At 49.1% G+C, this 22,864-nt stretch carries 24 protein-coding genes; 6 read left to right on the top strand and 18 right to left on the bottom strand.

Annotation, left to right across the window (positions count from 1 at the left end; genetic code table 11):
* The first annotated feature begins 6 nt into the window (after positions 1-6).
* Both KFF03_RS01130 and KFF03_RS01125 read left to right on the top strand, forming a co-directional pair.
* A complete protein-coding gene (locus KFF03_RS01130; protein WP_255858443.1) occupies positions 7-1,278 on the top strand; it encodes a hypothetical protein in 1,272 nt (423 codons plus the stop codon).
* Positions 1,278-2,120: an Ig-like domain-containing protein gene (locus KFF03_RS01125; RefSeq protein ID WP_255858442.1), complete on the top strand. Its 843-nt coding sequence runs from the start codon at positions 1,278-1,280 to the stop codon at positions 2,118-2,120. Before KFF03_RS01130 ends, KFF03_RS01125 begins: the two co-directional genes overlap by 1 nt.
* Before the next feature lie 83 nt (positions 2,121-2,203).
* Here the strand turns inward: KFF03_RS01125 and KFF03_RS01120 are convergent, their stop codons facing one another.
* The 8 genes from KFF03_RS01120 to KFF03_RS01085 form a co-directional block, all read right to left on the bottom strand.
* Positions 2,204-2,599 (bottom strand): Na+/H+ antiporter subunit G, encoded by a 396-nt coding sequence (locus KFF03_RS01120; protein WP_255858441.1) that lies wholly within the window; start codon positions 2,597-2,599, stop codon positions 2,204-2,206.
* Positions 2,599-2,883: a K+/H+ antiporter subunit F gene (locus KFF03_RS01115; RefSeq protein ID WP_255858440.1), complete on the bottom strand. Its 285-nt coding sequence runs from the start codon at positions 2,881-2,883 to the stop codon at positions 2,599-2,601. Before KFF03_RS01115 ends, KFF03_RS01120 begins: the two co-directional genes overlap by 1 nt.
* Positions 2,880-3,365, bottom strand: a complete 486-nt coding sequence (locus KFF03_RS01110; RefSeq protein ID WP_255858439.1) for a Na+/H+ antiporter subunit E — start codon at positions 3,363-3,365, stop codon at positions 2,880-2,882. Before KFF03_RS01110 ends, KFF03_RS01115 begins: the two co-directional genes overlap by 4 nt.
* Positions 3,362-4,888: a monovalent cation/H+ antiporter subunit D gene (locus tag KFF03_RS01105; RefSeq protein ID WP_370647425.1), complete on the bottom strand. Its 1,527-nt coding sequence runs from the start codon at positions 4,886-4,888 to the stop codon at positions 3,362-3,364. The genes KFF03_RS01110 and KFF03_RS01105 overlap by 4 nt, the downstream gene beginning before the upstream one ends.
* Entirely contained in the window at positions 4,885-5,259 is a 375-nt protein-coding gene (locus tag KFF03_RS01100; protein WP_255858438.1) for a Na+/H+ antiporter subunit C, read from the bottom strand. The genes KFF03_RS01105 and KFF03_RS01100 overlap by 4 nt, the downstream gene beginning before the upstream one ends.
* Before the next feature lie 2 nt (positions 5,260-5,261).
* A complete protein-coding gene (locus KFF03_RS01095; protein WP_255858437.1) occupies positions 5,262-8,057 on the bottom strand; it encodes a monovalent cation/H+ antiporter subunit A in 2,796 nt (931 codons plus the stop codon).
* A gap of 268 nt (positions 8,058-8,325) precedes the next feature.
* Positions 8,326-9,390 carry a uroporphyrinogen decarboxylase gene (gene hemE, locus KFF03_RS01090; RefSeq protein WP_255858436.1) on the bottom strand — a complete coding sequence of 355 codons (1,065 nt, stop codon included), beginning with the start codon at positions 9,388-9,390 and terminating at the stop codon, positions 8,326-8,328.
* A gap of 114 nt (positions 9,391-9,504) precedes the next feature.
* Positions 9,505-9,777: a late competence development ComFB family protein gene (locus tag KFF03_RS01085; protein WP_255858435.1), complete on the bottom strand. Its 273-nt coding sequence runs from the start codon at positions 9,775-9,777 to the stop codon at positions 9,505-9,507.
* A gap of 109 nt (positions 9,778-9,886) precedes the next feature.
* Here KFF03_RS01085 and KFF03_RS01080 point away from each other — a divergent pair, with 109 nt between their 5' ends.
* Complete coding sequence (locus tag KFF03_RS01080) at positions 9,887-10,309, top strand: HPP family protein (protein WP_255858434.1); 423 nt, start codon at positions 9,887-9,889, stop codon at positions 10,307-10,309.
* On the opposite strand, the gene KFF03_RS01075 is transcribed toward KFF03_RS01080, so the two are convergent.
* Positions 10,295-10,825 carry a GAF domain-containing protein gene (locus tag KFF03_RS01075; protein ID WP_255858433.1) on the bottom strand — a complete coding sequence of 177 codons (531 nt, stop codon included), beginning with the start codon at positions 10,823-10,825 and terminating at the stop codon, positions 10,295-10,297. The genes KFF03_RS01080 and KFF03_RS01075 overlap by 15 nt on opposite strands.
* Before the next feature lie 131 nt (positions 10,826-10,956).
* On the opposite strand from KFF03_RS01075, the gene KFF03_RS01070 reads away from it, so the two are divergent.
* Positions 10,957-11,298, top strand: a complete 342-nt coding sequence (locus tag KFF03_RS01070; RefSeq protein ID WP_255858432.1) for a TraR/DksA family transcriptional regulator — start codon at positions 10,957-10,959, stop codon at positions 11,296-11,298.
* A gap of 82 nt (positions 11,299-11,380) precedes the next feature.
* Here the strand turns inward: KFF03_RS01070 and KFF03_RS01065 are convergent, their stop codons facing one another.
* The 9 genes from KFF03_RS01065 to cydP all read right to left on the bottom strand — a co-directional run bounded on the left by KFF03_RS01065 (position 11,381) and on the right by cydP (position 17,275).
* Positions 11,381-12,226, bottom strand: a complete 846-nt coding sequence (locus tag KFF03_RS01065) for a potassium channel family protein (RefSeq protein ID WP_255858431.1) — start codon at positions 12,224-12,226, stop codon at positions 11,381-11,383.
* A gap of 76 nt (positions 12,227-12,302) precedes the next feature.
* Positions 12,303-12,740 (bottom strand): OsmC family protein, encoded by a 438-nt coding sequence (locus tag KFF03_RS01060; RefSeq protein WP_255858430.1) that lies wholly within the window; start codon positions 12,738-12,740, stop codon positions 12,303-12,305.
* 22 nt (positions 12,741-12,762) lie between these two features.
* Entirely contained in the window at positions 12,763-13,317 is a 555-nt protein-coding gene (locus KFF03_RS01055) for a DUF3365 domain-containing protein (RefSeq protein ID WP_255858429.1), read from the bottom strand.
* Positions 13,318-13,369: 52 nt separating this feature from the next.
* Positions 13,370-13,753, bottom strand: coding sequence for a rhodanese-like domain-containing protein (locus KFF03_RS01050; protein ID WP_255858428.1), 384 nt, complete (start codon positions 13,751-13,753; stop codon positions 13,370-13,372).
* 100 nt (positions 13,754-13,853) lie between these two features.
* The gene (locus KFF03_RS01045; protein WP_255858427.1) at positions 13,854-14,168 is read right to left on the bottom strand and encodes a cyd operon YbgE family protein; all 315 of its coding nucleotides are present in this window, start codon (positions 14,166-14,168) and stop codon (positions 13,854-13,856) included.
* Positions 14,168-14,284 (bottom strand): cytochrome bd-I oxidase subunit CydX, encoded by a 117-nt coding sequence (gene cydX / locus KFF03_RS01040; RefSeq protein ID WP_255858426.1) that lies wholly within the window; start codon positions 14,282-14,284, stop codon positions 14,168-14,170. Before cydX ends, KFF03_RS01045 begins: the two co-directional genes overlap by 1 nt.
* Positions 14,285-14,309: 25 nt before the next feature.
* Positions 14,310-15,446, bottom strand: a complete 1,137-nt coding sequence (cydB, locus tag KFF03_RS01035; RefSeq protein ID WP_255858425.1) for a cytochrome d ubiquinol oxidase subunit II — start codon at positions 15,444-15,446, stop codon at positions 14,310-14,312.
* Positions 15,447-15,458: 12 nt separating this feature from the next.
* On the bottom strand, positions 15,459-17,015 hold the full coding sequence (locus KFF03_RS01030; RefSeq protein WP_255858424.1) for a cytochrome ubiquinol oxidase subunit I: 1,557 nt from the start codon (positions 17,013-17,015) through the stop codon (positions 15,459-15,461).
* Positions 17,016-17,017: 2 nt separating this feature from the next.
* Positions 17,018-17,275, bottom strand: coding sequence for a cytochrome oxidase putative small subunit CydP (gene cydP / locus KFF03_RS01025; RefSeq protein WP_255858423.1), 258 nt, complete (start codon positions 17,273-17,275; stop codon positions 17,018-17,020).
* 234 nt (positions 17,276-17,509) lie between these two features.
* Between cydP and KFF03_RS01020 the strand changes: the two genes are divergently transcribed.
* The gene (locus tag KFF03_RS01020) at positions 17,510-18,838 is read left to right on the top strand and encodes a sigma-54-dependent Fis family transcriptional regulator (protein WP_255858422.1); all 1,329 of its coding nucleotides are present in this window, start codon (positions 17,510-17,512) and stop codon (positions 18,836-18,838) included.
* A 271-nt stretch (positions 18,839-19,109) separates the two neighbouring features.
* Entirely contained in the window at positions 19,110-22,841 is a 3,732-nt protein-coding gene (locus tag KFF03_RS01015) for a DUF1631 family protein (protein ID WP_255858421.1), read from the top strand.
* Positions 22,842-22,864: the final 23 nt, after the last annotated feature.

Below are 22,864 nucleotides of genomic sequence, written 5' to 3'. Positions count from 1 at the left end.
GAAGCTATGTTTAAAACAAAAAAAATTATTCAAGGTATTACAGCTGCTGCGGTCCTGAGCGCTGCAGCGATGAATGTTCAGGCCGATGCGACACCGCTTTCGGCAACCATTCTGGAGTTTGCAGAAAAAAATACATTGTTTGTCGCCGACTCAGACTCAAGCAAAATTTTTGCTTATACACTGCCTGAAGTAGTACCAACAAAAACCTCAGAGAGCTATAACCTGGAAGGCGCAGGTTCTGAAATTGCCGAACTACTGGGCGTTAAATCAACCGACGTTCGCTATCACGACATCGCCATTCACCCGGCAAGCAAAGAAGCTTACATTTCGGTTTCTTATCTAAAGGGCAAGAAAAAAGTATCGGCACTGATTAAAGCCAATCAGAAAGGAAACTTCGAGAAAGTTAACCTTAAGAAGTATAAAAGCACCGTTAAATCATTGACCAAAACTGCGGATGATTCGGTCAAATTCTGGCGAGATATTCCGGCAACAACGTTAGCCATTACTGATTTAGATTATGTCAATGGCACCCTGTATGTTTCCAGCTTGTCTACCGGTGAATTTGCCTCAACGCTGCGCAAAGTTGAATACCCGTTCACTGACAAAGACACCAGCACCAATATTGAAATCTACCATACCGTTCACGATCAAACAGAAACACGTGCTCCGATTAGGGCGATGGAAGTGCTGAACCTGAATGGCGTAGAAACCGTTGTGGCTGCCTACACCTGTACTCCACTGGTAACCATTCCGACGGCTGAATTGTCGGACGGCGCCCATGTAAAAGGTAAAACCATTGCCGAGCTGGGCTATGGCAACACACCACTGGATGTTATTAAGTTTACTGCAACCGACCACACTCAAAAGCAGGAAGACTTTGTTCTGGTCATCAACAAAGAGCGCAGCGCCGACTTAATTCGTGTTGCCGATCTGGTTGAAGCCAACAACAAAGAAGGCTTATCAACTCCGGAAATGTGGGCCAAAGCCGGTGTACCAACCCGCCCAATTCCATTATCCGGCGTACTACAGGCAGCAGATCAGGATGGTCAATATATCGCTACTCTTAAGCGTAATATGGGCACCGGTGATATTGATTTGATCTCTTATCGTAAAGGCGCGTACTTCCGCCTGAATGATTTTATCAGTGAATATAACTTTAAAGATTACAAATATTACCCTGAACAAGAAATGTTCAGAAACTTCCAGAACTTACTGAAGACCGATGCAGGCTACCCTGACCTGACCCGTGAACTGTCAAAAAAAGAGGTTAAAAAGTAATGAAAACGGCACTGCTGACAACATCATGGTTCATGTTGTTTTTAATGACGGCAATGACACAGGCGGAGTCGAACCTAACTTCCGCCAAACAGTGTCAGGATGGAAGTCAGTTAGTGCAGGTATCAGCCGTCTATCCGACGGCTGATACACTTCCTGAAAACCTGCTGCGCTTTTATATTTATTTCAGCGAACCAATGGAAACAGAAAATACCCTATCTCATATTCACCTGAAAAATGACCAAGGTAAAAAACTCGAAGGCGTATTCCTGGAGAATAAACTCAGTCTATGGAGCCCTGACAGAACCCGACTGACATTATTATTTGACCCGGGCCGGGTAAAAACAGGCCTTGTGGCACATAACGCCTATGGCAGAGCGTTAACACCAGGATCAACTTATCATTTAAGCATTGATGCAGCAGCGATTAACCAGCTCGGCTGCTCGTCGGAATATATAAAAACCTTTACGGTAACAGAGGCTGACTACGACAAACCGGATCTGTCTAACTGGGTAATCAGCAGCCCGAATACAGAAACCCGCGAAAACTTAATGATCGATTTTAACGCGCCGATTGACCATGTATCACTGGCTTACCGCATTCGGGTTAAAGACAGCAACAACAAAAGTGTTGCTGGCTCCATTGATTTAGGAACAAATGAACAACAATGGATTTTTTCACCCATTAAAAGCTGGCAAAACAACATTCAATATAAAGTTGTCGTTGATCCTGTGCTAGAAGATATCGCTGGAAATAGGATAACGGGGCTATTTGATCAGCCATCGCTAAGGGAGGAAAGTAAATTTCAAAACCAGAAAATAGAGATCCCTATCATGTTAAAATGATTCATGATAGCTCCGCGTAATAGGCATTTCAGTAAACTGACATGCCTATTCATATCTCGAAATAAGCCTATGAATATTAAGAATTAAGCCGTTTTATCCTCAGCTTCGCCCTCTTCCTTAGGCGTCTGCTGCGCTGCAATCCGCGGCGCAATATCAGCATTTTTAGTTCGCTCCAGCATACTGATCTTTTTATGCAGCGCCGCCTTGGCCATCATATGAGCCGATACTGGCGCGGTAATAAATAAAAACAAGCTGATGACCAACTCATACACACTAAAGCCGCCATCACGCGCACTGGTCATAATCATTGAGGCCACTAATATTGAGCCGATACCCAGCGTGGTTGCTTTTGTTGGCGCGTGTAACCGGGTAAAAAAATCGGGGAGCTTTGCCAGGCCCAATGAACCAACAAATACAAAAAAGCCACCCATGATCAGCCAGCCTGCAACCAGATAATTAAAGAAATCTGAATTTTCCATTATTCAATAATATCCCCGTGTAGCAGGTATTTGCTGAGTGCTGCCGTGCTGACAAAACCCAGCATGGCAATTAATAAAGCACCTTCAAAATACAAGGCTGAGCCATTGTATAAACCCATTAAAATAATCAGCGCGATGCTGTTAATGTACAAGGTATCAAGCGCCAGAATCCGGTCGGTAATTTCTGGCCCTAATAAAATCCGCCAGACGTTCAGCAACAACGAAACCAATAACATAAGGCCCGTTGCCATAATGGCATAATTCAATACATCAGCACTGCTCATGAAAATATCTCCTTCAGTGGCAGTTCATAACGATTACGAATCGAATCAATGATTTCCTGCTCGCTGTCGATATGCAGCGCATGAATATACAACCACTGCTTATCTTCAGAAAAATCAACGCTCACGGTTCCCGGTGTCAACGAGATGGTACTCGCCAATACCGTTAACGGGTAATCACCGGTTAATTGTAACGGGTAAGCAATAAAGCCCGGTTTCAGATGGCTATTGCTGCGCAATACCCGGCTTGCCACTTCAATATTTGAGACAAAAATATCAATTAATAAACGCAACACATACACCACCATGGCAACCGGTTTAACCACCCGGCTTTGGCGGTCTGCAAAGGGTGCCGTAATCAGTGGAATGGCCAGTGCCAGAATGCTGCCCAATAATAATTGTCCGGCTGAGAAACCATTCAGAAGTAACCAGACCACTAACAATAAACCGCTGTGCAGCGGCATGGGTAAAAGTCGTGCCATCATGGGTTTACTCCTGTGACTGCGGTTGCTTCAGGAAGCACAGGTAAGGGTTGTGCATGTAACTGCTGTGCCGCGGTCACTGTCAGATCAGACAATGGCCCGCCTAATATCACCATCAGGGGTGAACAGGCTAATAAAATAACCACTGCCGTTACTTTTAATGGATGTGCTTTTTCGGCCTGAGCTGGCTGACCCGCCGCTCGCCAGAACAAGGTGCTGCCAGCTCGGGTTAACATAATCATGGCGGTTAAGCCCGACAATAACAGCGGCGCCCAAATCCAGGAGGCTTCTACGGCTGAAGACGATGCCTGCAGGATCAGAATTTTTCCGATAAAACCGGAGAACGGTGGCATACCAATTAAACCCAGCGCGGCAATAAAGAAGAAGCTGCCAATCAATAAAGGCTGTGCCACCGGACGACCTTTCACAAAACGATCCTGAGCTTGTGCGCGTTGCTCCTGAATTAAACCGGCAATCAAAAACAAAGCCGCAGATAACAAAGTGCTGTGGATTAAATAATACAAACCCGCCGCCGTTGCTTCCGGGGTATTTAATGCCAGCGAAATTAATAAGGTGCCTGCTGAAACAATGACCAGATTAGATGCCAGCATTTTTAAGGTCTGACTGGCTAATACCGCAACAATACCCGCCACCAGCGTCAGTAATGCCAGAGGCCATAGCCATCCCGTCGCCAGGTCCGCTAACTCACCGGCATAGTCACCAAAAATGGCGGTATGCACACGCCAGATACTGTAGATACCTACCTTGGTCATAATGGCAAACAACGCAGCAACGGGCGTTGAAGTGTAAGCATAGGTACGTGGTAGCCAGAAATGCAGCGGTAATAACGCGGCTTTTAAACCAAATACCACCAGTAATAACAAACCGCCAGATTTGGCCAGCTCGATATTTTCTTTATTCAGGTGTGCCACTTTATACGCCATATCGGCCATATTCAGCGTGCCGAATGAGGCGTAAATCATACCAAGGCCAAACAAGAACATGGCCGAACCCGCGAGATTTAATAACACATAATGCACCGCGGCCTGTGTCCGTTGTTTGCCACCGCCGTGAATTAACAACGAATACGAAGCAATTAATAAAATCTCAAAGAAAACAAACAGGTTAAAAATATCGCCAGTCAAAAATGCGCCGTTAATACCCACCACCTGAAACATAAACAGCGGCTGGAAAAACGGGCCTTTATTATCATCGCCAGCACAGGCGTATAAATGAGCGGCCATTGCCAAAATGGCCGTCAGTACCAACATGATCGATGCCAGCGTATCGTTGACCAGCGCAATACCAAACGGCGCTTGCCAGTCCCCCATCATGTACATTTGAGGGCCAAATTTCAGGCTCTGGCCTAATAAAATCAGAGCCACCAGAATCAGTGCCGCGTTCACCGCAAACGCCATTACCCGCTGGCGGGCGATATCACCATGCAAAGGAGGTAATAACAGCAACACACCGGCCACCAGTGGCAATAACACCGGGAAAAAAATCAGATGATCCATCAGGCTCATTTTTCGTCTCCTGCCTGACGGCGCACTTTTTGTGGTAACTCGTCGTGGATCTCCGTTTTACCGTCCACCTGATCATTGGCCAGATCTGAGCGGGCCCGTAATGCCAGAATTAAGGCAAAAGCCGTCATCGCAAAACCAATCACAATTGCCGTTAACACCAGTGCCTGCGGCAAAGGGTCTGCATACACGTCACTCTCACCCAGAATGGCAGCGCCGTTCAGGGTAAGGCGACCACTGGCAAACAAAAATAAATTCACCGCATAAGACAGCAGCGTTAACCCCAGTACCACGGCAAAGGTGTAACCACGCAACACTAAAAACACACCACCGGTGGTAATTGCACCGACACAAATTGCATATAAGGTTTCCACGATTATTGACCTCCTGCTGTCGGACGTTCGGTGGTGGTTAACTTACCCAGGTTCGCCAGAATCAACATGGTGGCGCCAATCACGGTGAAATAGACACCCAGGTCAAACACCATGGCACTGGCCAGCTCAAACTTGCCGACCACCGGCCAGTAGAAATAATCAAACCAGGTTGTCAGGAACGGGCGATCAAACAACCAGCTGCCCAGGCCAGATAAAATCGCCAGCGCTAAACCAATTGCAATCATGTAGTGATACGGGAAATCCATCCGTTGCTTCATCCAGCTGACTCCATGGGCAATGTATTGCTGAATTAACGCAATCGCGGTAATCAGGCCGGCAATAAAACCACCGCCGGGTAAGTTATGACCGCGCAGGAAAATGTAAGCCGAAATCAGCAATGCCAGTGGCAGCAAACTCTGTGATACCAATGCCAGCATCATCGGATGTTTGTCTTTTGACCAGGCCACACCGTCCTGATCGGCTGCCGGAATAAACAGACGCATACCCGCCAGCAATTTAAAGATACCCAACGCCGCAATGGCTAATACCGTGATTTCACCCAGGGTATCGAAGCCACGGAAGTCGACCAGGATCACGTTCACCACGTTGGTGCCACCACCACCGGTTTTACTGTTTTCCAGGAAGAAGTCCGAGATGGATTCCAGTGGCCGGGTCAGCATCACGTAACACAGGGTACCAATCACCGCACCAATAGCGGACGCAATACCGAGGTCACGCACGATGCGTTGAATCGAGCTTTCCTGTAGTGGTGTTTTTTGTGGCAGGAAGAATAACGCCAGCAGGAACAGAATAATGGTGGCGACTTCAACCGACAGCTGAGTTAACGCCAGGTCTGGTGCCGAGAAATAAGCAAACGCAACCGCTACCACCAGGCCCACAATCGAAATCATCACCAGCGCCAATAAACGCAGATGACTGAACACCATGGTGGCCACGGTACCAATAATAATGATGATGGTGCCGACCAGCATGATCCAGTCTGCCGGTTGTTGCTCCCGACTACCGTGTGCATCCACCAGCTCCAGCAGAGGCCAACCAGCCACCGCTAATGAGATTAATACCAGATAGGTGATGTAACGTTGCAACTTGCCATTATCAAAACTGTTTTGCAGCTGTGTGGCTTTATGCACCAGATACTGAATGTATTTTTCGAATTCGACCTTGGCATCGATTTCGTTAAATTGCCCCTGAAAATTAAACAAATGGCGACGATTGATATACAGCAGGCTGCCACCCACAACCGCCAGCAAGCTCATCAGCAATGGAATATTAAAACCATGCCAGATCGCCAGGCTGAACTCCGGCAGCGGCCCCTGAATTGTTGCTCCCGCCGCCGCACGCAATAACGCACCCACGGTGAAGTCGGGGAAAATGCCCACCAACAAACAGATGATCACCAGGATCTCCACCGGCACCCGCATATAACGCGGAGGCTCATGAGGGGTTTTCGGCAGATTAACCGGCTCGCCGTTAAAGAACACGTCATGAATAAAACGTAACGAATAAGCCACCGCCAGTGCACCACCCAAGGTCGCTAACACCGGAATAATCCACGACAGAGAACCCAGCGTGTGTTGCGATAAGGTTTCGGCAAACAACATTTCTTTCGATAAAAAGCCGTTCAGCAACGGCACCCCAGCCATCGATGACGCAGCGACCATTGCCAGTGTGGCGGTGTAAGGCATGTATTTCCATAAACCATTGAGCTGACGCATATCCCGCGAACCGGCTTCATGGTCAATAATACCGGCCGCCATAAACAATGATGCTTTAAATACCGCATGGTTAATAATATGGAACACCGCCGCCACTGCGCCCAGTTGTGTATCCAAACCAAACAACAAGGTAATCAGACCTAAATGGCTGATGGTGGAGTACGCCAACAACCCTTTTAAGTCGTGTTTAAACAGCGCCGTATAAGCGCCCACAAGCAAGGTGGCTAAACCCACCATCGACACCACACCGAACCACAGCTCTGTTCCGGACAATACCGGGTAAAAACGCGCCAGCAGGAAGACACCGGCTTTTACCATGGTGGCTGAGTGTAAGTAAGAAGAAACAGGAGTCGGCGCCGCCATCGCATGGGGCAACCAGAAGTGGAATGGGAATTGAGCCGACTTAGTAAAGGCGCCTAACAGAAACAGCACCACAATTAATGGGTAAGCCGTGCTGTCACGTAATAAATCACCACTGGCCAGCACCTCGGTCAGGCTGTAACTGCCAACGGTTTCACCAATCACAATAAAGGCCGCTAACAAGGCCAGGCCACCAGCGCCGGTGATGGTCAACGCCATCCGCGCCCCCTTACGGGCTTCGGTTTTGTCCGACCAGAAACTGATTAACAGGAACGAACTGACGCTGGTTAACTCCCAATAAGCCCAAAGCTGCAGCAGGTTATCGGATAACACCACGCCCAGCATGGCGCTCATAAATAACAGCAAAAAGGCGTAAAACCGCCCCATATGATCCTGATCAGAGATGTAGTAACGGGCGTACAACAACACCAGTAAGCCAATCCCCAGGATCAGCAAACTGAATAACAGCCCCAAACCATCAAGATGAAATGCCAACTCCAGACCGGCGTTGGGAATCCAGCTGGTGTGCCAGTGAATCACCTCTCCGGCCAACACCTGAGGCATCAAGGCCAATAAACACACCAGAGCCAGTGCAGGAATAAAAGCCGTCGCGGCCAGCGTCACCTGACGACCAAAACGGTCAGCCAGCAGTGGGACAAGGGTTCCAAACAGCGGTAGCAGAGGAATCCAAAGCAAAGTCATAACAAGAGTCGCCTCATTCCTGGAGAAACGGTCATCCGAGTTTTCGGGGTCTATGTATCTTTAGGGCTCACTAAAGGCCCCGAAGCCTATCATTGAAAGATAGCACGATCCTTGCAGAACCCCTATATAACGGCCATTTTCTTCCGTCTAGTTTTGTCGATAATGCGGTAATAACCCGTTGAAAAACAATACGCTAACGCACTATCGGGAAAACTACCGATCACAATAAGTCCACATAAAAACGGCGCCTTTGGGCGCCGTTAAAATGTTACTGATGATATTCCGGGCTTAATTCAACCACGGCCTCAACAAAGGCCTTAGCATGCTCCGGATCAACAAACTGGTGAATGCCATGACCTAGGTTAAATACCTGCCCAGAGCCTTTACCATAACTATCGAGAATACGTTTAACTTCCGCACGAATGGTTTTTGGAGACGCGTACAGCACAGAAGGATCCATATTGCCCTGTAATGCCACACGGTCACCAACACGGCCACGGGCGTTACCGATATCTGTGGTCCAATCCAGACCCAGTGCATCGGCACCGGTATCGGCCATGGCTTCTAACCACTGACCGCCACCTTTAGTGAACAGGATCACCGGGATCTTCTGACCGTTATGTTCACGCTTCAGACCTGCAACAATTTGCTCCATGTATTTCAGCGAGAATTCGCGGTAACACACATCACTCAGGCTACCACCCCAGGTATCAAATACCTGTACCGCCTGGGCACCGGCTTCGATCTGGGCATTCAGGTAATCAATCACCGACTTCGCCAGTGTATCCAATAACTGATGCATCACTTCTGGCGTGTCGTACATCATGGCTTTGACATGACGGAAGTCTTTGGAAGAGCCGCCTTCCACCATGTAAGTCGCCAGTGTCCATGGGCTACCGGAGAAACCAATCAGCGGCACACGACCATTCAGTTCAGAACGAATGGTACTAACGGCTTTTAACACGTAATCCAGATCCGCCTGGGTGTTCACCACATTCAGGCTGTTCACATCGGCTTCGGTACGGATGATCTTTTTGAAACGTGGGCCTTCGCCGGTTTCAAAGTACAGGCCTAACCCCATGGCATCGGGGATGGTCAGAATATCGGAAAACAGGATCGCAGCATCCAGCGGGAAACGCTCTAACGGCTGGATGGTAACTTCACACGCCAGATCATGGTTTTTGCACAGCGACATAAAATCACCAGCCTGAGCACGGGTTGCCTTATATTCAGGCAGATAACGCCCGGCCTGACGCATCATCCAGATTGGGGTACGGTCAACCGGCTGACGCAGCAGCGCCTTCAGAAAGCGATCGTTTTTTAATTCTGACATGGGATTCCAGAAACTTAACCAGTGAAAATTTGCCCGGCATCATAACAAAAACATCGCTAAAAAGCCTGACGCCGGGCAATTTGGCATCATTTTCACCTTAACGGTGACATCACTTCATTCCAGATCATCACGGCGGTGAGACGCAATAAATTCAATGGCATCCGCAACGGCCTGTTTAACCCGCTGGTGAATGTCGTGCAGTTCATCCGGCGACATATAAAATGCCATGTCGACTTCGTGACGAATATAGCGTGGCGGTAAATGATTCAGCGCCACACAGGCAATATCAGCCAGATACCCCGCATCCTGGCTGCCAGGCAGACGGGCAAGAATCTCTTCTGCCACCAGCTGCTCATAATAATTACGAATATTGTTATTGATGCTCATACGACCTTTCCAAAATCCGACATAACCTGCATTCCAGCATAGCACTCAGGTAAATTCCTGCTTTACTGAAAGGATATTGTTTTTATGAAAAATTATTGAAGGAGTGGTTATGAAACAGGTCGCCGATATTATGGTGCGCAACCTGCTGACACTGTCACCAGAGTCCAACCTGAAAGAAGCCGAAACCATCATGGCACAACGACAAATTCGCCATATCCCGGTGACCGACGGGGATAACAAACTGATGGGATTAATTACCCAAAAAGAGTTTCTGTCTGAAGCCTTTCGTATTACGGATAAATTTGGCGCCCACCAGCTGGCGAATTACCTGGCAAAAACCGAACTAACCGGCTGCATGAAAACCACCCTGACCACCGTCAAAGCCGACACCCCGTTACGAGAAGCCGGTGACATGTTACACACCATGAAGCAGGGCTGTTTATTGGTGGTGGATGATGAGCAACACCTGATTGGTATTCTCACTTCTCAGGATTTTCTGAAACTGGCGCTCGAGTTGTTACCCGGCGACTGATCCATCAGGAGCTGTTAACAGCTCTTGCGCCACATACTGCCCCACCAGGTGCCCCCATACGTTGCAATACGCCAGCATTTGCGGAGCAAAATATCCCGCCCGTTTTGAATTAAGAAACAAAAAGCCTAATAACTCCCCCTGGTGGCGCAATGGCATGGTAAAGCTGGCGCGCAACCCCACCGCCAGCAGTGCTTCCGAATGGGCACTGATAAACTCCTCCTGGCGAAACTCGCGCATATCGTCCACCACACGAATGGTATTCTGCTCAGCCAGTTGTTGTAACGACGGCACCTTATCCAGTGGCTGGCAATAATCCACAAACGGCGTACCGGCCTCACTTTCAAACATAAATGCAGAAAGGCTCTGGTCATCCGGGTTGTAGCGCGCCAGTGCAAACCGGTCGACCCCTTCGAGCTGTTCACGCAACACACGATAGAGATGTTCAAGCCGCTGATTAAACGGCATGTCAGTGCCAAGCGCACGATAAGGATCGGACAATAAATGAGTCTCTGACATCACTTGTTTCCTACTGATAAATGCATTTTTTCAGACTAAGTGATTTATTACCCGGGCCACTGATGCAAATCAATAGGTCGCTATTCTTGCTGTTCTAAGCTCATTAAAAAGCGAAAACAAGGGATATTGCGATGAACAAAGAAGCCATTCAAAAAGAGTTGTCTGAACGCAAACAGTTACTGCAAAAGCGTGCAGAAAAAGTCGAACGTGATGCCAGTCATCGTGACGAGCCGCTATCCGCTGATTTTGCCGAACAAGCCGTTGAGCGTGAAAACGACGACGTGCTCAGTGCCATTGGTGAAGAATCCCGCCATGAAATTGAACTGATTGATCGCGCTCTGGTGCGCCTTGATCAGGGTGAATACGGGGAGTGTCAGGAATGTGGTGAAGACATTGATGAACTGCGCCTGGCGGCGGTTCCTTACGCTGACCTGTGTATCCGTTGTGCCGAAAAACAAGAGCAGCACGCCTGAGGCAAACCCTTTCGCCGTGCCAAACCAGAGTCTGTAAGCAGGCTCTGGTATTCACACGTCAATACGGGGTCAGGGTTTATCCTCAGCGTTTTTTATTCAGCTCCTCCAAACGTCGTTGCTCAACCTGCTCGGAATAACGAATTAATCGATCCAGCTTGCCTTCTAACGCTTCAATACGCGTGGCCATTTCCGTCAGACGTCGCGTGTTATGTTTTTCTTCACGAATCAGATCCTTTTCATCCTGTTGCATAAAAAAGGAAGAAAAACTGGCGGTGAGCATCGCAAACAAACCAATCCCCATCAGAATCAGAAACGAACCAAACAAACGCCCTGCGGTACTGCCCGGCACAATGTCACCATACCCCACCGTGGTTACGGTTACCCAGGCCCACCAGATACCATCCAGCGGAGTTTCGACATTGGGATCAATCGCCGCCATGACCGTACCGGCAATCACGATAATGACGAAGCTCACCATCAGAGTTGGACCCAGATGATTACGCCCCATGATTTTGCGGAAGGTGCCCGAGGTATTCATCAATACAATAAAAATGGCCAGCAGTCGCAACACCCTTAAACCACCGGCATGGGGCAAGGTTTCCCACAATACCGGCAGACCCGCGGCAACAATTACAATGTTTGCCCAGTTATTAACGAGATAACGTTTTTTGTTGTCCACCGCGATGGTTAACACCACGGTTTCGAGCAGGAAAAATCCCCAGATAAACCAATCGGTAAACGCAGTGACCGCAATAGGGCGCTCAGCCTTAGACTGCAGATACCATTCAAAGACAATCCACATGGCGACAAAAATCATCGGCCCCTCAAATGCGCGCCCTAGTTTTCTGGCACGTTTATTTTCATGAGGTCCAACGCCGGAGAGGCCAAGAATATTGGGTAATGGCGATGCCATAGGATGCTCGGTCACATTTGCTGATAGATAACACTAATGATAGTGAATGCCCCTGAAAAAAACAGGGGCACTGTGCAATGCGCGGTTTGTGTTAGCCTTTTATTTCAACCACCATGGCGGCAGCCACTGAGTTAGCAATAAAACAATGCTGATGGGATTTTTCATGCATGGCCTGAATAGTATCGGCATCCGGAATTTTGTCTCCGCCAAACTCAACCTGAGGGTTTAAAATAATTTTTTCCACCCAGAATTTGCCATCATCGCGCTGACCAAGCACAGCTTCAGCATCATCTGAATAACTCAGTACCTGCAGTCGCTTTTTCGCTGCCAAACTCAGAAATGTCTGCATATGGCAACTGGCCATCGATGCAGCAAGCAGTTGCTCCGGGTCCGCACCAAAATCATTTCCGGCACCACCGGCAGGCAGAACCACACCCTCCTGAAACGCGACCTCATGGCGGCGTTCAAAACTTTGATGATTAAAATCACCCTGTTGATGCCAGCGAATTTTTGCAATATGCGTCGCCATTATTCCCTTCCTTAAGGACTGATTAATTGAGTGTCTTACTCAGAGTAAACGCACCCCGTAATTCACCCATCTGAAAACCGCGGGCCTGATCATCCGGATACAGCTGATCCAACTGAGCAGCAATTGGCTGCGCAATGTTATCGCCATGGCAAGCAAGACATACACCGCCGGTTGGAATCGCTTTCATATAATAAAAGCGGTCGCCTTCGGTTTTTGTCGCTTCCAGTGTTTTTGGATCGGCACCGGCTTTTAATTGTTCAGCGAAAGATTGCATGACCGAGGTTTCCCAATCATTCGGCTGGTTACCCGGGTTACGCCACTTCAGCGAAGTGCGGCCAACCGTCCAGTCACCTTCACTTAACGTCGCCGCAATTTCAGGAGCCTGAGTGTTGCACACCTTGATGGCTGCCTGCGGCCCATCGGTTTTCATGCTTTTTTTTAGCGTTTGTTGTAACTGAACCGCCAACTGTTTCACCTGCTGGCGTGCTTCGTTAATTAATGCCTCATCCGCCTGAACCGGTGCAATGGTTGTCACCATCAGACCAGACAGTGCGGCCGTTATCATCAAACGTTTCATGGTTATCTCTCTATCCGTTGATCTGCAGTGATGCAGTTATTATGAATGACGGTTATTGATAGATGTTCGGGTCCACTTCCACTTTGTGCACACTGCCCTGCCAGCCATCAAAACCGCCGACCAGCATTTTCACCTGATCAAACCCCATTTGTTTCAGGGTATGCGCGGCCAATGTCGAGCGACCACCGTTTTTGCAGTACAGCAATACCGTCGCTTGAGTGTTGGAAAGTGCCGGGTGATTGCCCACCATAAACTCCAGCAAACCACGCGGAACATTCACCCCTCCCGGCAGATGCCCCATATCAAATTCAGCGGGTTCACGAACATCCAGCACAACAACACCGTCTTGTGCCAGCAGAGCTTCAGCGGCATCACCATCAACCGGATTCACCGCATCTCGCGCCTGCGCCAGAAAATCTTCTTTCGTTAAAGCCATATCACACCCAAATAATTCTTAAATAAACACACAGACATATTAGCAAGCCCAGAAAAACAGAAAAGTGCTTTTTACTCCACCAGTGATGATCAGACTCCATTCAGAAAAACAGAGGGAATAACCACCAATAGCCACATAAAGCCATCAGAGGCCAGCCCACATAAGGGCTGAACAGCCACCGCCAGATACGCAGCTGCGGGACATAACCCACGCCATGCACAAAGCCGATACAAATTCCGGCCATGCCCAGAGACAAAGGGCCATGTTTCAGCTCCGCTGTATCCGCTGCAACCAGTTGCGGCATGACCAGAATGGCTACCGACAAAACCAAGGCCACCAGCAATGACAGTCCTCGGGCCCAGCCCTGATACAGCGGGCCATAAGATGAATAATGAGGCTGAAATTCGTCAGACATTATTGTTCCAGGTCGGCATCGCGCTCAAAATTGTCGTTAAATTCCAGCCATAACACATGAATCAGCCCTGCTGAGCAGGCCAGTAAAACACCAAGAATCCAGGCGAAATACCACATAGTGAACCTCCACAGTTCAGTTGCATTAATAGGTTGAATAGCGGTTGTCTTCAATAAAGTCCGTGGTCAGGCGCCCCCACATTTTGTAATACCCCCACCCGGTATAAGCGAGAATAATCGGCACAAACAGCATCGCGACCCAGAACATAATGGTGAGCGTGAGCTCGCTGGAGGTCACATCCCACACCGTGAGACTGACGGACGGATCCGTACTGGACGGCATCAAAAACGGAAACAAACTAAAACCGGCAGTACAAATAATCGATGCGACGGCAACCGAGCTGGCGATAAAAGCCAGCGGCGAGCGATTCAGCAGCGACATCAGCAGCGTCAGCACTAAGCCGACAAACGCCAGAACCGGTGCCAACAAGGTCAGCGGATATTGCTGGTAATTATTCAGCCAGGCAGCGTCCTGTATCACCACCTGCTTTTGCAGCGGTGTCATCACACCCGCGGTATCGGCGGCCTGAATGATCACATAACCATCGATATTGGCGACCCAGATTCCGGCAACCGCAAAACACACCATCACACCGGCCGATAAAACCACACCGGCTGTTCGGGCGCGCTGATGCAGCTCCCCAGCGGTACGCATTTGCAAATACGTTGCACCGTGCATCATCAACATCCCCAAGCTGACAAGGCCCGCCAACAAACCAAACGGATTTAATAACGCCCAGAAGGAGCCGCTGTAGCTGGAGCGCATAAATTCATCCAGCGTAAATGGCACACCCAATAATAAGTTGCCAAAGGCCACACCAAACACTAAAGCCGGAACCGCACCGCCAATGGTCAGCCCCCAGTCCCAGGCATTGCGCCAGCGGGCATCCTCCATTTTAGAACGGTATTCGAACCCGACCGGGCGGAAAAACATTGCAAACAACACCAATAGCAGTGCCCAATAAAAACCGGAAAATGCAACGGCATAAACAACGGGCCAGGCCGCAAAAATGGCACCACCCGCGGTGATAAACCACACCTGATTACCATCCCAGTGAGGGCCGACCGTGTTTAACATGACACGCCGTTCATTATCGGTTTTGCCAAGAATCTTTAATAACGCGCCAACGCCCATATCAAATCCGTCGGTAACCGCAAAGCCAATCAGCAAGACACCAATCAGCACCCACCAGATCAGTTTTAAGCTTTCATAATCCAACATGGTCAATCCTCCTTACGCCGCTGATTGTTCAAAGTGATAACGCCCGGTATGCAAACTGGATGGCCCAAGACGTGCGAAGCGCAACATCAGGTACATCTCAACAATCAGCAACAGGGTGTAAAAGCCAATAAATCCAGCCAGACTTAAATACAGATCTTCAGCAGAGCGGGTCGATACCGACAAATGTGTTGGCAACACCTCACCAATAGACCAGGGCTGGCGACCAAACTCAGCCACAAACCAGCCCATTTCACAGGCGATCCAGGGGGCCGGCAGTGATATCAACAGCGCTTTCAGCAACCAGCGCTTCTGCTCCACCACGCCTTTAGCGCTGTAATAAAACGACAGGCCAATCAATACAAACATCAGGAAGCCCAACCCCACCATAATCCGGAATGTCCAGAACATGGGGGCAACTCGGGGAATGGTATCGCGCGCCGCAGCCTTAACCTGATCGGCCGTCGCATCGGTGACATGGTTGGTGTATTTCTTTAATAACAGGCCATAACCCAGGTCGTTTTTCAGCCGATCAAATTGTTGAAGTATGTCGGCAGAAGTATCGCCGGATTTCATTTGTTGCAATAAACCGTACGCTTCCATGCCACGATAAATGCGTTGCTCATGTTCGCTGATTAAATCTTTAATACCCGTCACTTCTTCGGTGGTTGAGCGGGTTGCAATTAACCCCAGGGCATAAGGGATTTTAATGGCGTAGTCGGTTTGCATGGTTTCTTCATTCGGCAAACCGAATAAGGTAAATGCCGCAGGCGGTTCATGGGTTTCCCATTCCGCTTCAATTGCAGCAAGTTTGGTTTTTTGCACGTCCCCAACTTCGTATCCGGACTCATCACCTAATAAAATAACCGAACAAATCGACGCAAAACCAAAACTGGCGGCAATCGCAAACGAGCGACGAGCAAAAGGTAAGTCCTGTTTTTTCAGCATGTAATAACCTGAAATCGCCAGCACAAACATCGCACCGGTAACGTAGCCAGCCGATACCGTATGAACAAATTTCACCTGAGCCACCGGATTAAAAATCACCTCAGAAAAACTGGTCATTTCCATACGCATGGTTTCATAATTAAATTCAGCGCCCACCGGATTTTGCATCCAGCCATTGGCAATCAGAATCCACAACGCTGACATGTTAGAACCAATGGCGACCAACCAGGTCACCATCAGGTGTTGCAACTTCGATAACCGATCCCAGCCAAAAAAGAACAAGCCAATAAAGGTCGACTCCAGAAAAAAAGCCATCAGGCCTTCAATCGCCAGTGGAGCACCAAAAATATCGCCAACATAATGTGAGTAATACGCCCAGTTTGTGCCGAACTGAAACTCCATGGTCAGGCCGGTTGTCACACCCAGCGCGAAATTAATACCAAACAACTTACCCCAGAATTTCACCATGTCTTTGTAGACCTGTTTATTGGTCATGACATAGGCGGATTCCATAATGGCCAGAATAAAGGCAAGGCCCAGGGTCAGCGGTACAAACAAAAAGTGATAAAACGCGGTAATAGCAAACTGCAAACGCGATAAATCAACAACGCTCTCACTAATCATGCTTAGTGCTCCGTTTCAGATGGTGATAACAAAAGTTCAGAACGAACGGTCGCTGCTTGCGCTTGATCTGCCGGGTTTAACACACCCAGCTGGCGAGCGATCACAGTCTCAGCCTGTGTCATATCCAGCGGTTCGGAGAAATAGGCCTGCTTGATGGCAAAAATCACCACCAGCTTGATCACCAACACCAGCGTCAGCTCACGAATCAGTGGGATAGAAAATAAAGGGCGCGCTTTTTCTCCTGCCTCAGTTGTTTTCACCAGCTATTCCTCTTCACACAATATGCCTCTTAACACAATGATCGCTTCAGGAAACCGTTCAGAACGTCTTTCATACGTCTCTCAAGCGTCACTCAGCAAAGACCAGACCAGTTAATTCAGAGTACTGCCAAGCCGCGGTTAATCAGGGTTTTGGGCTATTGTTCGTGGTTTTCCTTTACCGCTCTTCCGCAATATGACATTTTTGTCACGACAAAACTGACACACTGACACACTATGATGCTGAACAATGAACAAAGCCTGCCGGCGATCACCAGCCTGCTTGAGGCCATACCGGCACCAGCGGTTTTGCTTGATCGGGATTACCGCATCCGTGCTTCCAATGGGGCGTATCGGGAGACTTTTTTACAAACCGGCACCTTACTGAATCGCAAGTGTTATGAGGTGTCACATGGCTACCGCGTGCCGTGTGATCAGGCCGGAGAAAACTGCCCCTTACGCCAGTGCCTGGAAACCGGGCAACGCCAGCGCCTATTACATATCCACAATACTTCCAAAGGACGCGAGCACGTCGATGTCGAACTGACCCCGATTCATGATGAAGAAGGTGAGATTCAATACTTTATTGAAGTGATGACACCGACCAACCGTCACCCGGACTCCCAAAGCAGCATGATCGGTTTCAGCCCGGCGTATACCCGTATGCTGGAATTACTCAGCCGTGCGGCTCCGGCCAACATCAACGTTTTATTATTGGGTGAATCCGGCACCGGAAAGGAATTGGCGGCGCAGTACCTGCACAGCCATAGCCAGCGCAGCGATAAACCTTTTGTGACCGTCGAATGCTCCGGACTGACAGAGTCCTTGTTTGAAAGTGAGTTATTTGGCCATGAAAAAGGCGCGTTTACCGGCGCCACTCATCGCAAGCAAGGGTTGGTTGAATCCGCTCGGGGTGGCACCCTGTTTCTTGATGAAGTAGGCGACATCCCTCTGCCGATGCAGGTTAAGCTGCTGCGTTTGATCGAATCCGGCAGCTATCGCCCGGTGGGAAGTGTGAATCCGAAACAAGCGGATTTTCGATTAATCTGCGCCACACACCGCCAATTGAGACAAATGGTCGAGGAAGGCCGCTTTCGTCAAGACCTGTACTATCGTATCAGTCCTTTTCCGGTTCATTTGCCTTCCCTGAGAGAGCGCTCTCAGGACATTATTCCCCTCGCCAATCATTTATTAAAACAACTGCGACAGGATAAACCGTTAAAGCTGTCCGACCAGGCATGCCAGTGGCTCTGCCAACAACGCTTCCCGGGTAACATCAGGGAACTGCGTAATCGTTTGGAGCGCGCCATTCTGCTCTGTGACAGCGGGCTGATTGAAACCGAACATCTGGTGGTTGAACAAGAAGATAAGCTAGCCACTGATGACCCGATGCAGAAATTAACCATGAGCGTCATTGCCGAGGAAAACATCGTGCCGTTATCACAACTGGAACAGCGATATTTACAGCAGGTGTCGACGCATTATTCAGGCAGCAAAGCGGATCTGGCACAACAGCTAAACATCAGTGAACGTACGCTATACCGCAAACTCAAGGGATTGAGTTAATAAAAAATGATTAAATTATCAAAAATGGGACTCCTGCTATAGTCATACAACCCAGCATGGTGAAAAATATCATTAGGCCTTACTTTTTACGTTGTTTTAATAACCCGATACTGGGTAGATAACGTAAGGTGCGCGCCTCTGTGCTTCTCACAAATATCAGGACTATCCGGGCATTTTCGACCAATTGAGGGAAGCATCTTTGCAACGCTTTTCTATACTTAAGGTCCAGGTATGAGGTAACCCCCTCTCCCGCGATCAAAATGGAATTATTATGGCTGCCGAACACCGTGAACACCCCCGCTTTAACAGTGAGTTTATTGCTCAGTTACAACTTGCTGATGATTCCTGGCATGATTGCACCGTTACGGATTACTCCCATACCGGTATGAAACTGGCCTGGCCACACGGCCCGGCAGAGGTGGATGATCAGCAGCCACTGCTACTGAAGCTGCAACTGGAAAGCGAATTACTGGAAGTCAAAGTCCTGTGGATGCATCAGGAAGATAAGGAAGTTGGGGTAAAATTTCATCATCCGGATGATAAGATTTTTCTGCGTTTGCAGGAGTTCAATCAGTCACACAAAGCTCAGGGCGGCTTAGCCGCTGATAAGCGTCAGCAGTTCCAGCAAGCCTTTCAGAACATCGCCAATAAAACCATCGACTACTTGCCCAAGCAATGGCTGCCGAATTTCCTGGAGAGCACTTTCGATCAGGCCAATATGGCACGCAATACCGCTGAGCAGCAGCTTTGGCTAAAGCTCGAGAAACAGTCAAAGCAACATGCACCGGAGTTCTTGCAGGTATTCAAGCGTACCTTACAACAACAAATGGAGCGCTGGCAGGCGGGAAAACCGAAAGAGACTCGTGAACAACAGACGCAAACTCAGGGCAGCGAAAATTTATCACTGGTGCAACAAGATGACTTTGAAGAATGGCTACTGGCCAAAGTCACAGCATCACACCTGCAATCCCGCCTGAGTCATGTGAGCTTCGAAGTACGACAGCTGCTGGATACCTTATCTAACGCCAAGACCGAGGATTGCTTCAATCCCATCGGCCCCAATACCGTCACCGATGCCTTTCGGGATGCTCTGGAGAAATTACAGCTTCCTCAGGAAGCACGCGCGCTGGCATTTGATACCTTTGAGCAAGCGGCTTATCAGGGGTTGCAAAACTGCTACCAGGAAATCACCAAACAAATCGATATCCCAATGTCGATGCGCTACCGTCGCCGCAGCACTCCCCCGTCATCACCGGTAGTACAGCTGAGCTCCGCCTCAACATCATCCCCGACACCAAACGATGGTGACATGGTGGCTCAAGCCGCCAATGAACATCAAATGCAGCCCCAGCCGATGGCGGTTAATGCGCAGAGTGGCAGTACACTGCAGAATTTCCAGCGCCATCAACAAGAGGCACGCCAAGCTTATTCCAACATTCAGTCACTGTTGCAGCTGCGTTACCAGCGCTTTGAACAGCTACAACATAGTGAAGCCGTCGCCCTGCCGGTTGCAGCGCCACAAACCGTCGAAAATGTTTTGTCGGACCTGGCCAGCAAAGAAGACAACATGCCGGCCAACATTCGTGAGCAAGTCGAAAAAGCACTGGCAGAAAAAGAAAACAGTTTGCCTGCAGACTCCCGTGATGCGATTGAAACCATCGAACAGGTCACGCAGAACCTGATTGCCAATGAGCAGGTGGCCGATTTTGTGAAGCCACATATTGAACGTCTGGGCTGGCCGTTATTGCGGTTAATGATGAAGGATGCCAGCTTACTGTTTAACCCGGAACACCCGGGACGCCTGGTTCTGAACCAGCTGGCGAAACTTGGCAAACTGACCACCAATGGTGAGTCGCGCCTGAGCGACAAACTGAATAAGTTGATCGAACCGCTGGCCGCCAACCTTGAAGATGATGAAACCTCGCTGGATGAATTGCTGGAAAGCCTGCAGGGATTGGTTTCTAACGCGGAGCGTAAGGCAAAACAAAACGCCGACCGTGTGGCCCAAGCAGCCGAAGGTGAACACCAATTACAAAAAGCCCGTCAGAAGATTGAGCATTTAATCGGTAAAGACAGCTCCGGCCGTACATTGCCTAATTGCGTGGTTGAATGGTTAAACGAAGGCTGGAAACAACTGCTTAGCCTGCTGCTGTTGCGCGAAGGTGTCGACAGCAAACGTTTCACCGGTGCCGTGAAACTGTATCGTCAGGTGCTGTCATTATTCAGCCCGAAAAATGCTGGCCGTAAAGAATTACTGGGACGTTTCAGCCCGATGATGGAACTGGCCCGCAACGAGCTGGATCAATTGAATGGCAGCCTGCCACAACACCAGAAATGGCATGATGAAATCCTATCGGCGGCGAAAGAACATCTGGATCAGGGTCAGGTACGTGAAACCGTTGACCTGCCAACCTTTGTTGCTGAACAGGAAGAAGAAGTCCCAGAAGGACGTGGCACCCGCAAAGCACAGAACCTGCAGGTCGGCGACTGGCTGTTACTGACTCGTCAGGATCAGGCGGTGTCGATTGTCTGGATTGCCCCGGACTACTCCAAGTTTGCTTGTGTGAATCACAGTGGTATGAAGGTCATCGATTTCACTCTGGCAGAGCTGGCGATTGCCTTTGATCAGAACCAGGTGAAACGCCTCTATGAACAAGACGAGTCGGCTGTCGATCAGAGTGTCGACAAACTGGTACAGCAGATTTATCGCGACTTGTCTGAGCAAGCCAATATTGACTCATTAACCGGCTTGTCTAACCGTCAGCATTTCGTTCAGCAGCTGCATGAAGTGTTTGAACAAAGCAGCCGCAGTTCCACCGCAGCCACTCTGTGTATGATCGATATTGACCAGTTTAAACTGATCAACAAAAGCTATGGAATGGAAGGTGGTGATGCCTGCCTGCAAAGCCTGGCAACTATCCTGGATGATCAGGAAAGCGATAGCTTATGCGCCCGCATTGGCAGTAACGAGTTTGCCATGCTGTTGCGCCGTACCGATATAGAACAGGCGGAAGCCATCGTACGTGAGCTGAAGCAGCGGGTTGAAGAATTTGATATCGATTGTGACGATCAGAAGTTCCGCATTCATATCAGCGTTGGCCTGGCAGAAATGAATAATGATCAGGTCAATGCTGCGGATCTAATTGAACAAGCCGAAGCTGCCTGCCTGGTCGCTAAAGAAAAAGGTGGCAGCCGCATTATCCGTTATCAATTTGATGATGCCTCCCAGCAACGCCAGGATGAGTTTATGGCCTGGGGCAACAAGCTGAATCAGGCTCTCACCAATAACCAACTGAAAGTGTTGTGCCTGCCGGTGCAAGGTATTCAGGAGCGCCATAAGGACGAGAAACAATATGAGATTCTCGTCAGTATTCAGGATGACAATGGCGAACATATCCCACCAATGGAGTACCTGCAGGCGGCGGAAAATTACAATCGCATGTATATGCTGGATCGCTGGATTCTGGAGCAGGTGGTGCAATGGCTGGCCCACAACAGCGATACCGCTGCCAACATTGATCGCTTTATTTTGCGTCTGTCAGGACACGCCATCAACGATGAAGCGTTACTGACGTACATCTTCGAGCAGGCGCGGGTGCATGACATTCCTGTGGATAAAATCTGTTTTGAACTGAACGAAACCTCGGCCATTCGCAATTTAGATGATGCTGCTGACTTTATGCACGAGATGCGCAGCCTGGGTTGCCAGTTTGTATTATCAGATTTTGGTACTGGCCAATCCTCGTTTGAATACCTGAAAAGTCTGCCCGTCGACTACGTTAAGATTGACCACAGCTTTATCGACAACCTGCATACCAGCTCTGCCGATTATGCCTTGGTGAAATCAATTCAGGACATCACCCACTTTATGGCGAAAAAGACCATTGCTGAATATTCCAGCAACAGCAATGTCTGGGAAATTCTGAAGAGTATTGGTATTGATTATTGTGTCTCCAGCACAGAAGAACTGACGACGCTGCCAGACCTGGCGGCAACGGTTTAAGCAGCGGAGCCAAACTGGGATCT

This window comes from Bacterioplanoides sp. SCSIO 12839, assembly GCF_024397975.1.
Classification (GTDB): domain Bacteria; phylum Pseudomonadota; class Gammaproteobacteria; order Pseudomonadales; family Oceanobacteraceae; genus Bacterioplanoides.
This window is presented reverse-complemented; position numbering and strand designations above follow the sequence as displayed.

Excerpts from the sequence above, each read along its gene's own strand:
- KFF03_RS01080 (WP_255858434.1), top strand. The coding sequence starts at position 9,887 with ATGAAACAGGTCGCCGATATTATGGTGCGCAACCTGCTGACACTGTCA.
- KFF03_RS01095 (WP_255858437.1), bottom strand. The coding sequence starts at position 8,057 with ATGACTTTGCTTTGGATTCCTCTGCTACCGCTGTTTGGAACCCTTGTC.
- cydX (WP_255858426.1), bottom strand. The coding sequence starts at position 14,284 with ATGTGGTATTTCGCCTGGATTCTTGGTGTTTTACTGGCCTGCTCAGCA.
- KFF03_RS01045 (WP_255858427.1), bottom strand. The coding sequence starts at position 14,168 with ATGTCTGACGAATTTCAGCCTCATTATTCATCTTATGGCCCGCTGTAT.
- KFF03_RS01030 (WP_255858424.1), bottom strand. The coding sequence starts at position 17,015 with ATGATTAGTGAGAGCGTTGTTGATTTATCGCGTTTGCAGTTTGCTATT.
- KFF03_RS01130 (WP_255858443.1), top strand. The coding sequence starts at position 7 with ATGTTTAAAACAAAAAAAATTATTCAAGGTATTACAGCTGCTGCGGTC.
- KFF03_RS01060 (WP_255858430.1), bottom strand. The coding sequence starts at position 12,740 with ATGGCGACGCATATTGCAAAAATTCGCTGGCATCAACAGGGTGATTTT.
- KFF03_RS01105 (WP_370647425.1), bottom strand. The coding sequence starts at position 4,888 with ATGAGCCTGATGGATCATCTGATTTTTTTCCCGGTGTTATTGCCACTG.
- KFF03_RS01055 (WP_255858429.1), bottom strand. The coding sequence starts at position 13,317 with ATGAAACGTTTGATGATAACGGCCGCACTGTCTGGTCTGATGGTGACA.
- KFF03_RS01050 (WP_255858428.1), bottom strand. The coding sequence starts at position 13,753 with ATGGCTTTAACGAAAGAAGATTTTCTGGCGCAGGCGCGAGATGCGGTG.
- KFF03_RS01120 (WP_255858441.1), bottom strand. The coding sequence starts at position 2,599 with ATGGAAAATTCAGATTTCTTTAATTATCTGGTTGCAGGCTGGCTGATC.
- KFF03_RS01015 (WP_255858421.1), top strand. The coding sequence starts at position 19,110 with ATGGCTGCCGAACACCGTGAACACCCCCGCTTTAACAGTGAGTTTATT.
- KFF03_RS01085 (WP_255858435.1), bottom strand. The coding sequence starts at position 9,777 with ATGAGCATCAATAACAATATTCGTAATTATTATGAGCAGCTGGTGGCA.
- KFF03_RS01075 (WP_255858433.1), bottom strand. The coding sequence starts at position 10,825 with ATGTCAGAGACTCATTTATTGTCCGATCCTTATCGTGCGCTTGGCACT.
- KFF03_RS01110 (WP_255858439.1), bottom strand. The coding sequence starts at position 3,365 with ATGATGGCACGACTTTTACCCATGCCGCTGCACAGCGGTTTATTGTTA.
- KFF03_RS01020 (WP_255858422.1), top strand. The coding sequence starts at position 17,510 with ATGATGCTGAACAATGAACAAAGCCTGCCGGCGATCACCAGCCTGCTT.
- KFF03_RS01125 (WP_255858442.1), top strand. The coding sequence starts at position 1,278 with ATGAAAACGGCACTGCTGACAACATCATGGTTCATGTTGTTTTTAATG.
- cydB (WP_255858425.1), bottom strand. The coding sequence starts at position 15,446 with ATGTTGGATTATGAAAGCTTAAAACTGATCTGGTGGGTGCTGATTGGT.
- KFF03_RS01070 (WP_255858432.1), top strand. The coding sequence starts at position 10,957 with ATGAACAAAGAAGCCATTCAAAAAGAGTTGTCTGAACGCAAACAGTTA.
- hemE (WP_255858436.1), bottom strand. The coding sequence starts at position 9,390 with ATGTCAGAATTAAAAAACGATCGCTTTCTGAAGGCGCTGCTGCGTCAG.
- KFF03_RS01115 (WP_255858440.1), bottom strand. The coding sequence starts at position 2,883 with ATGAGCAGTGCTGATGTATTGAATTATGCCATTATGGCAACGGGCCTT.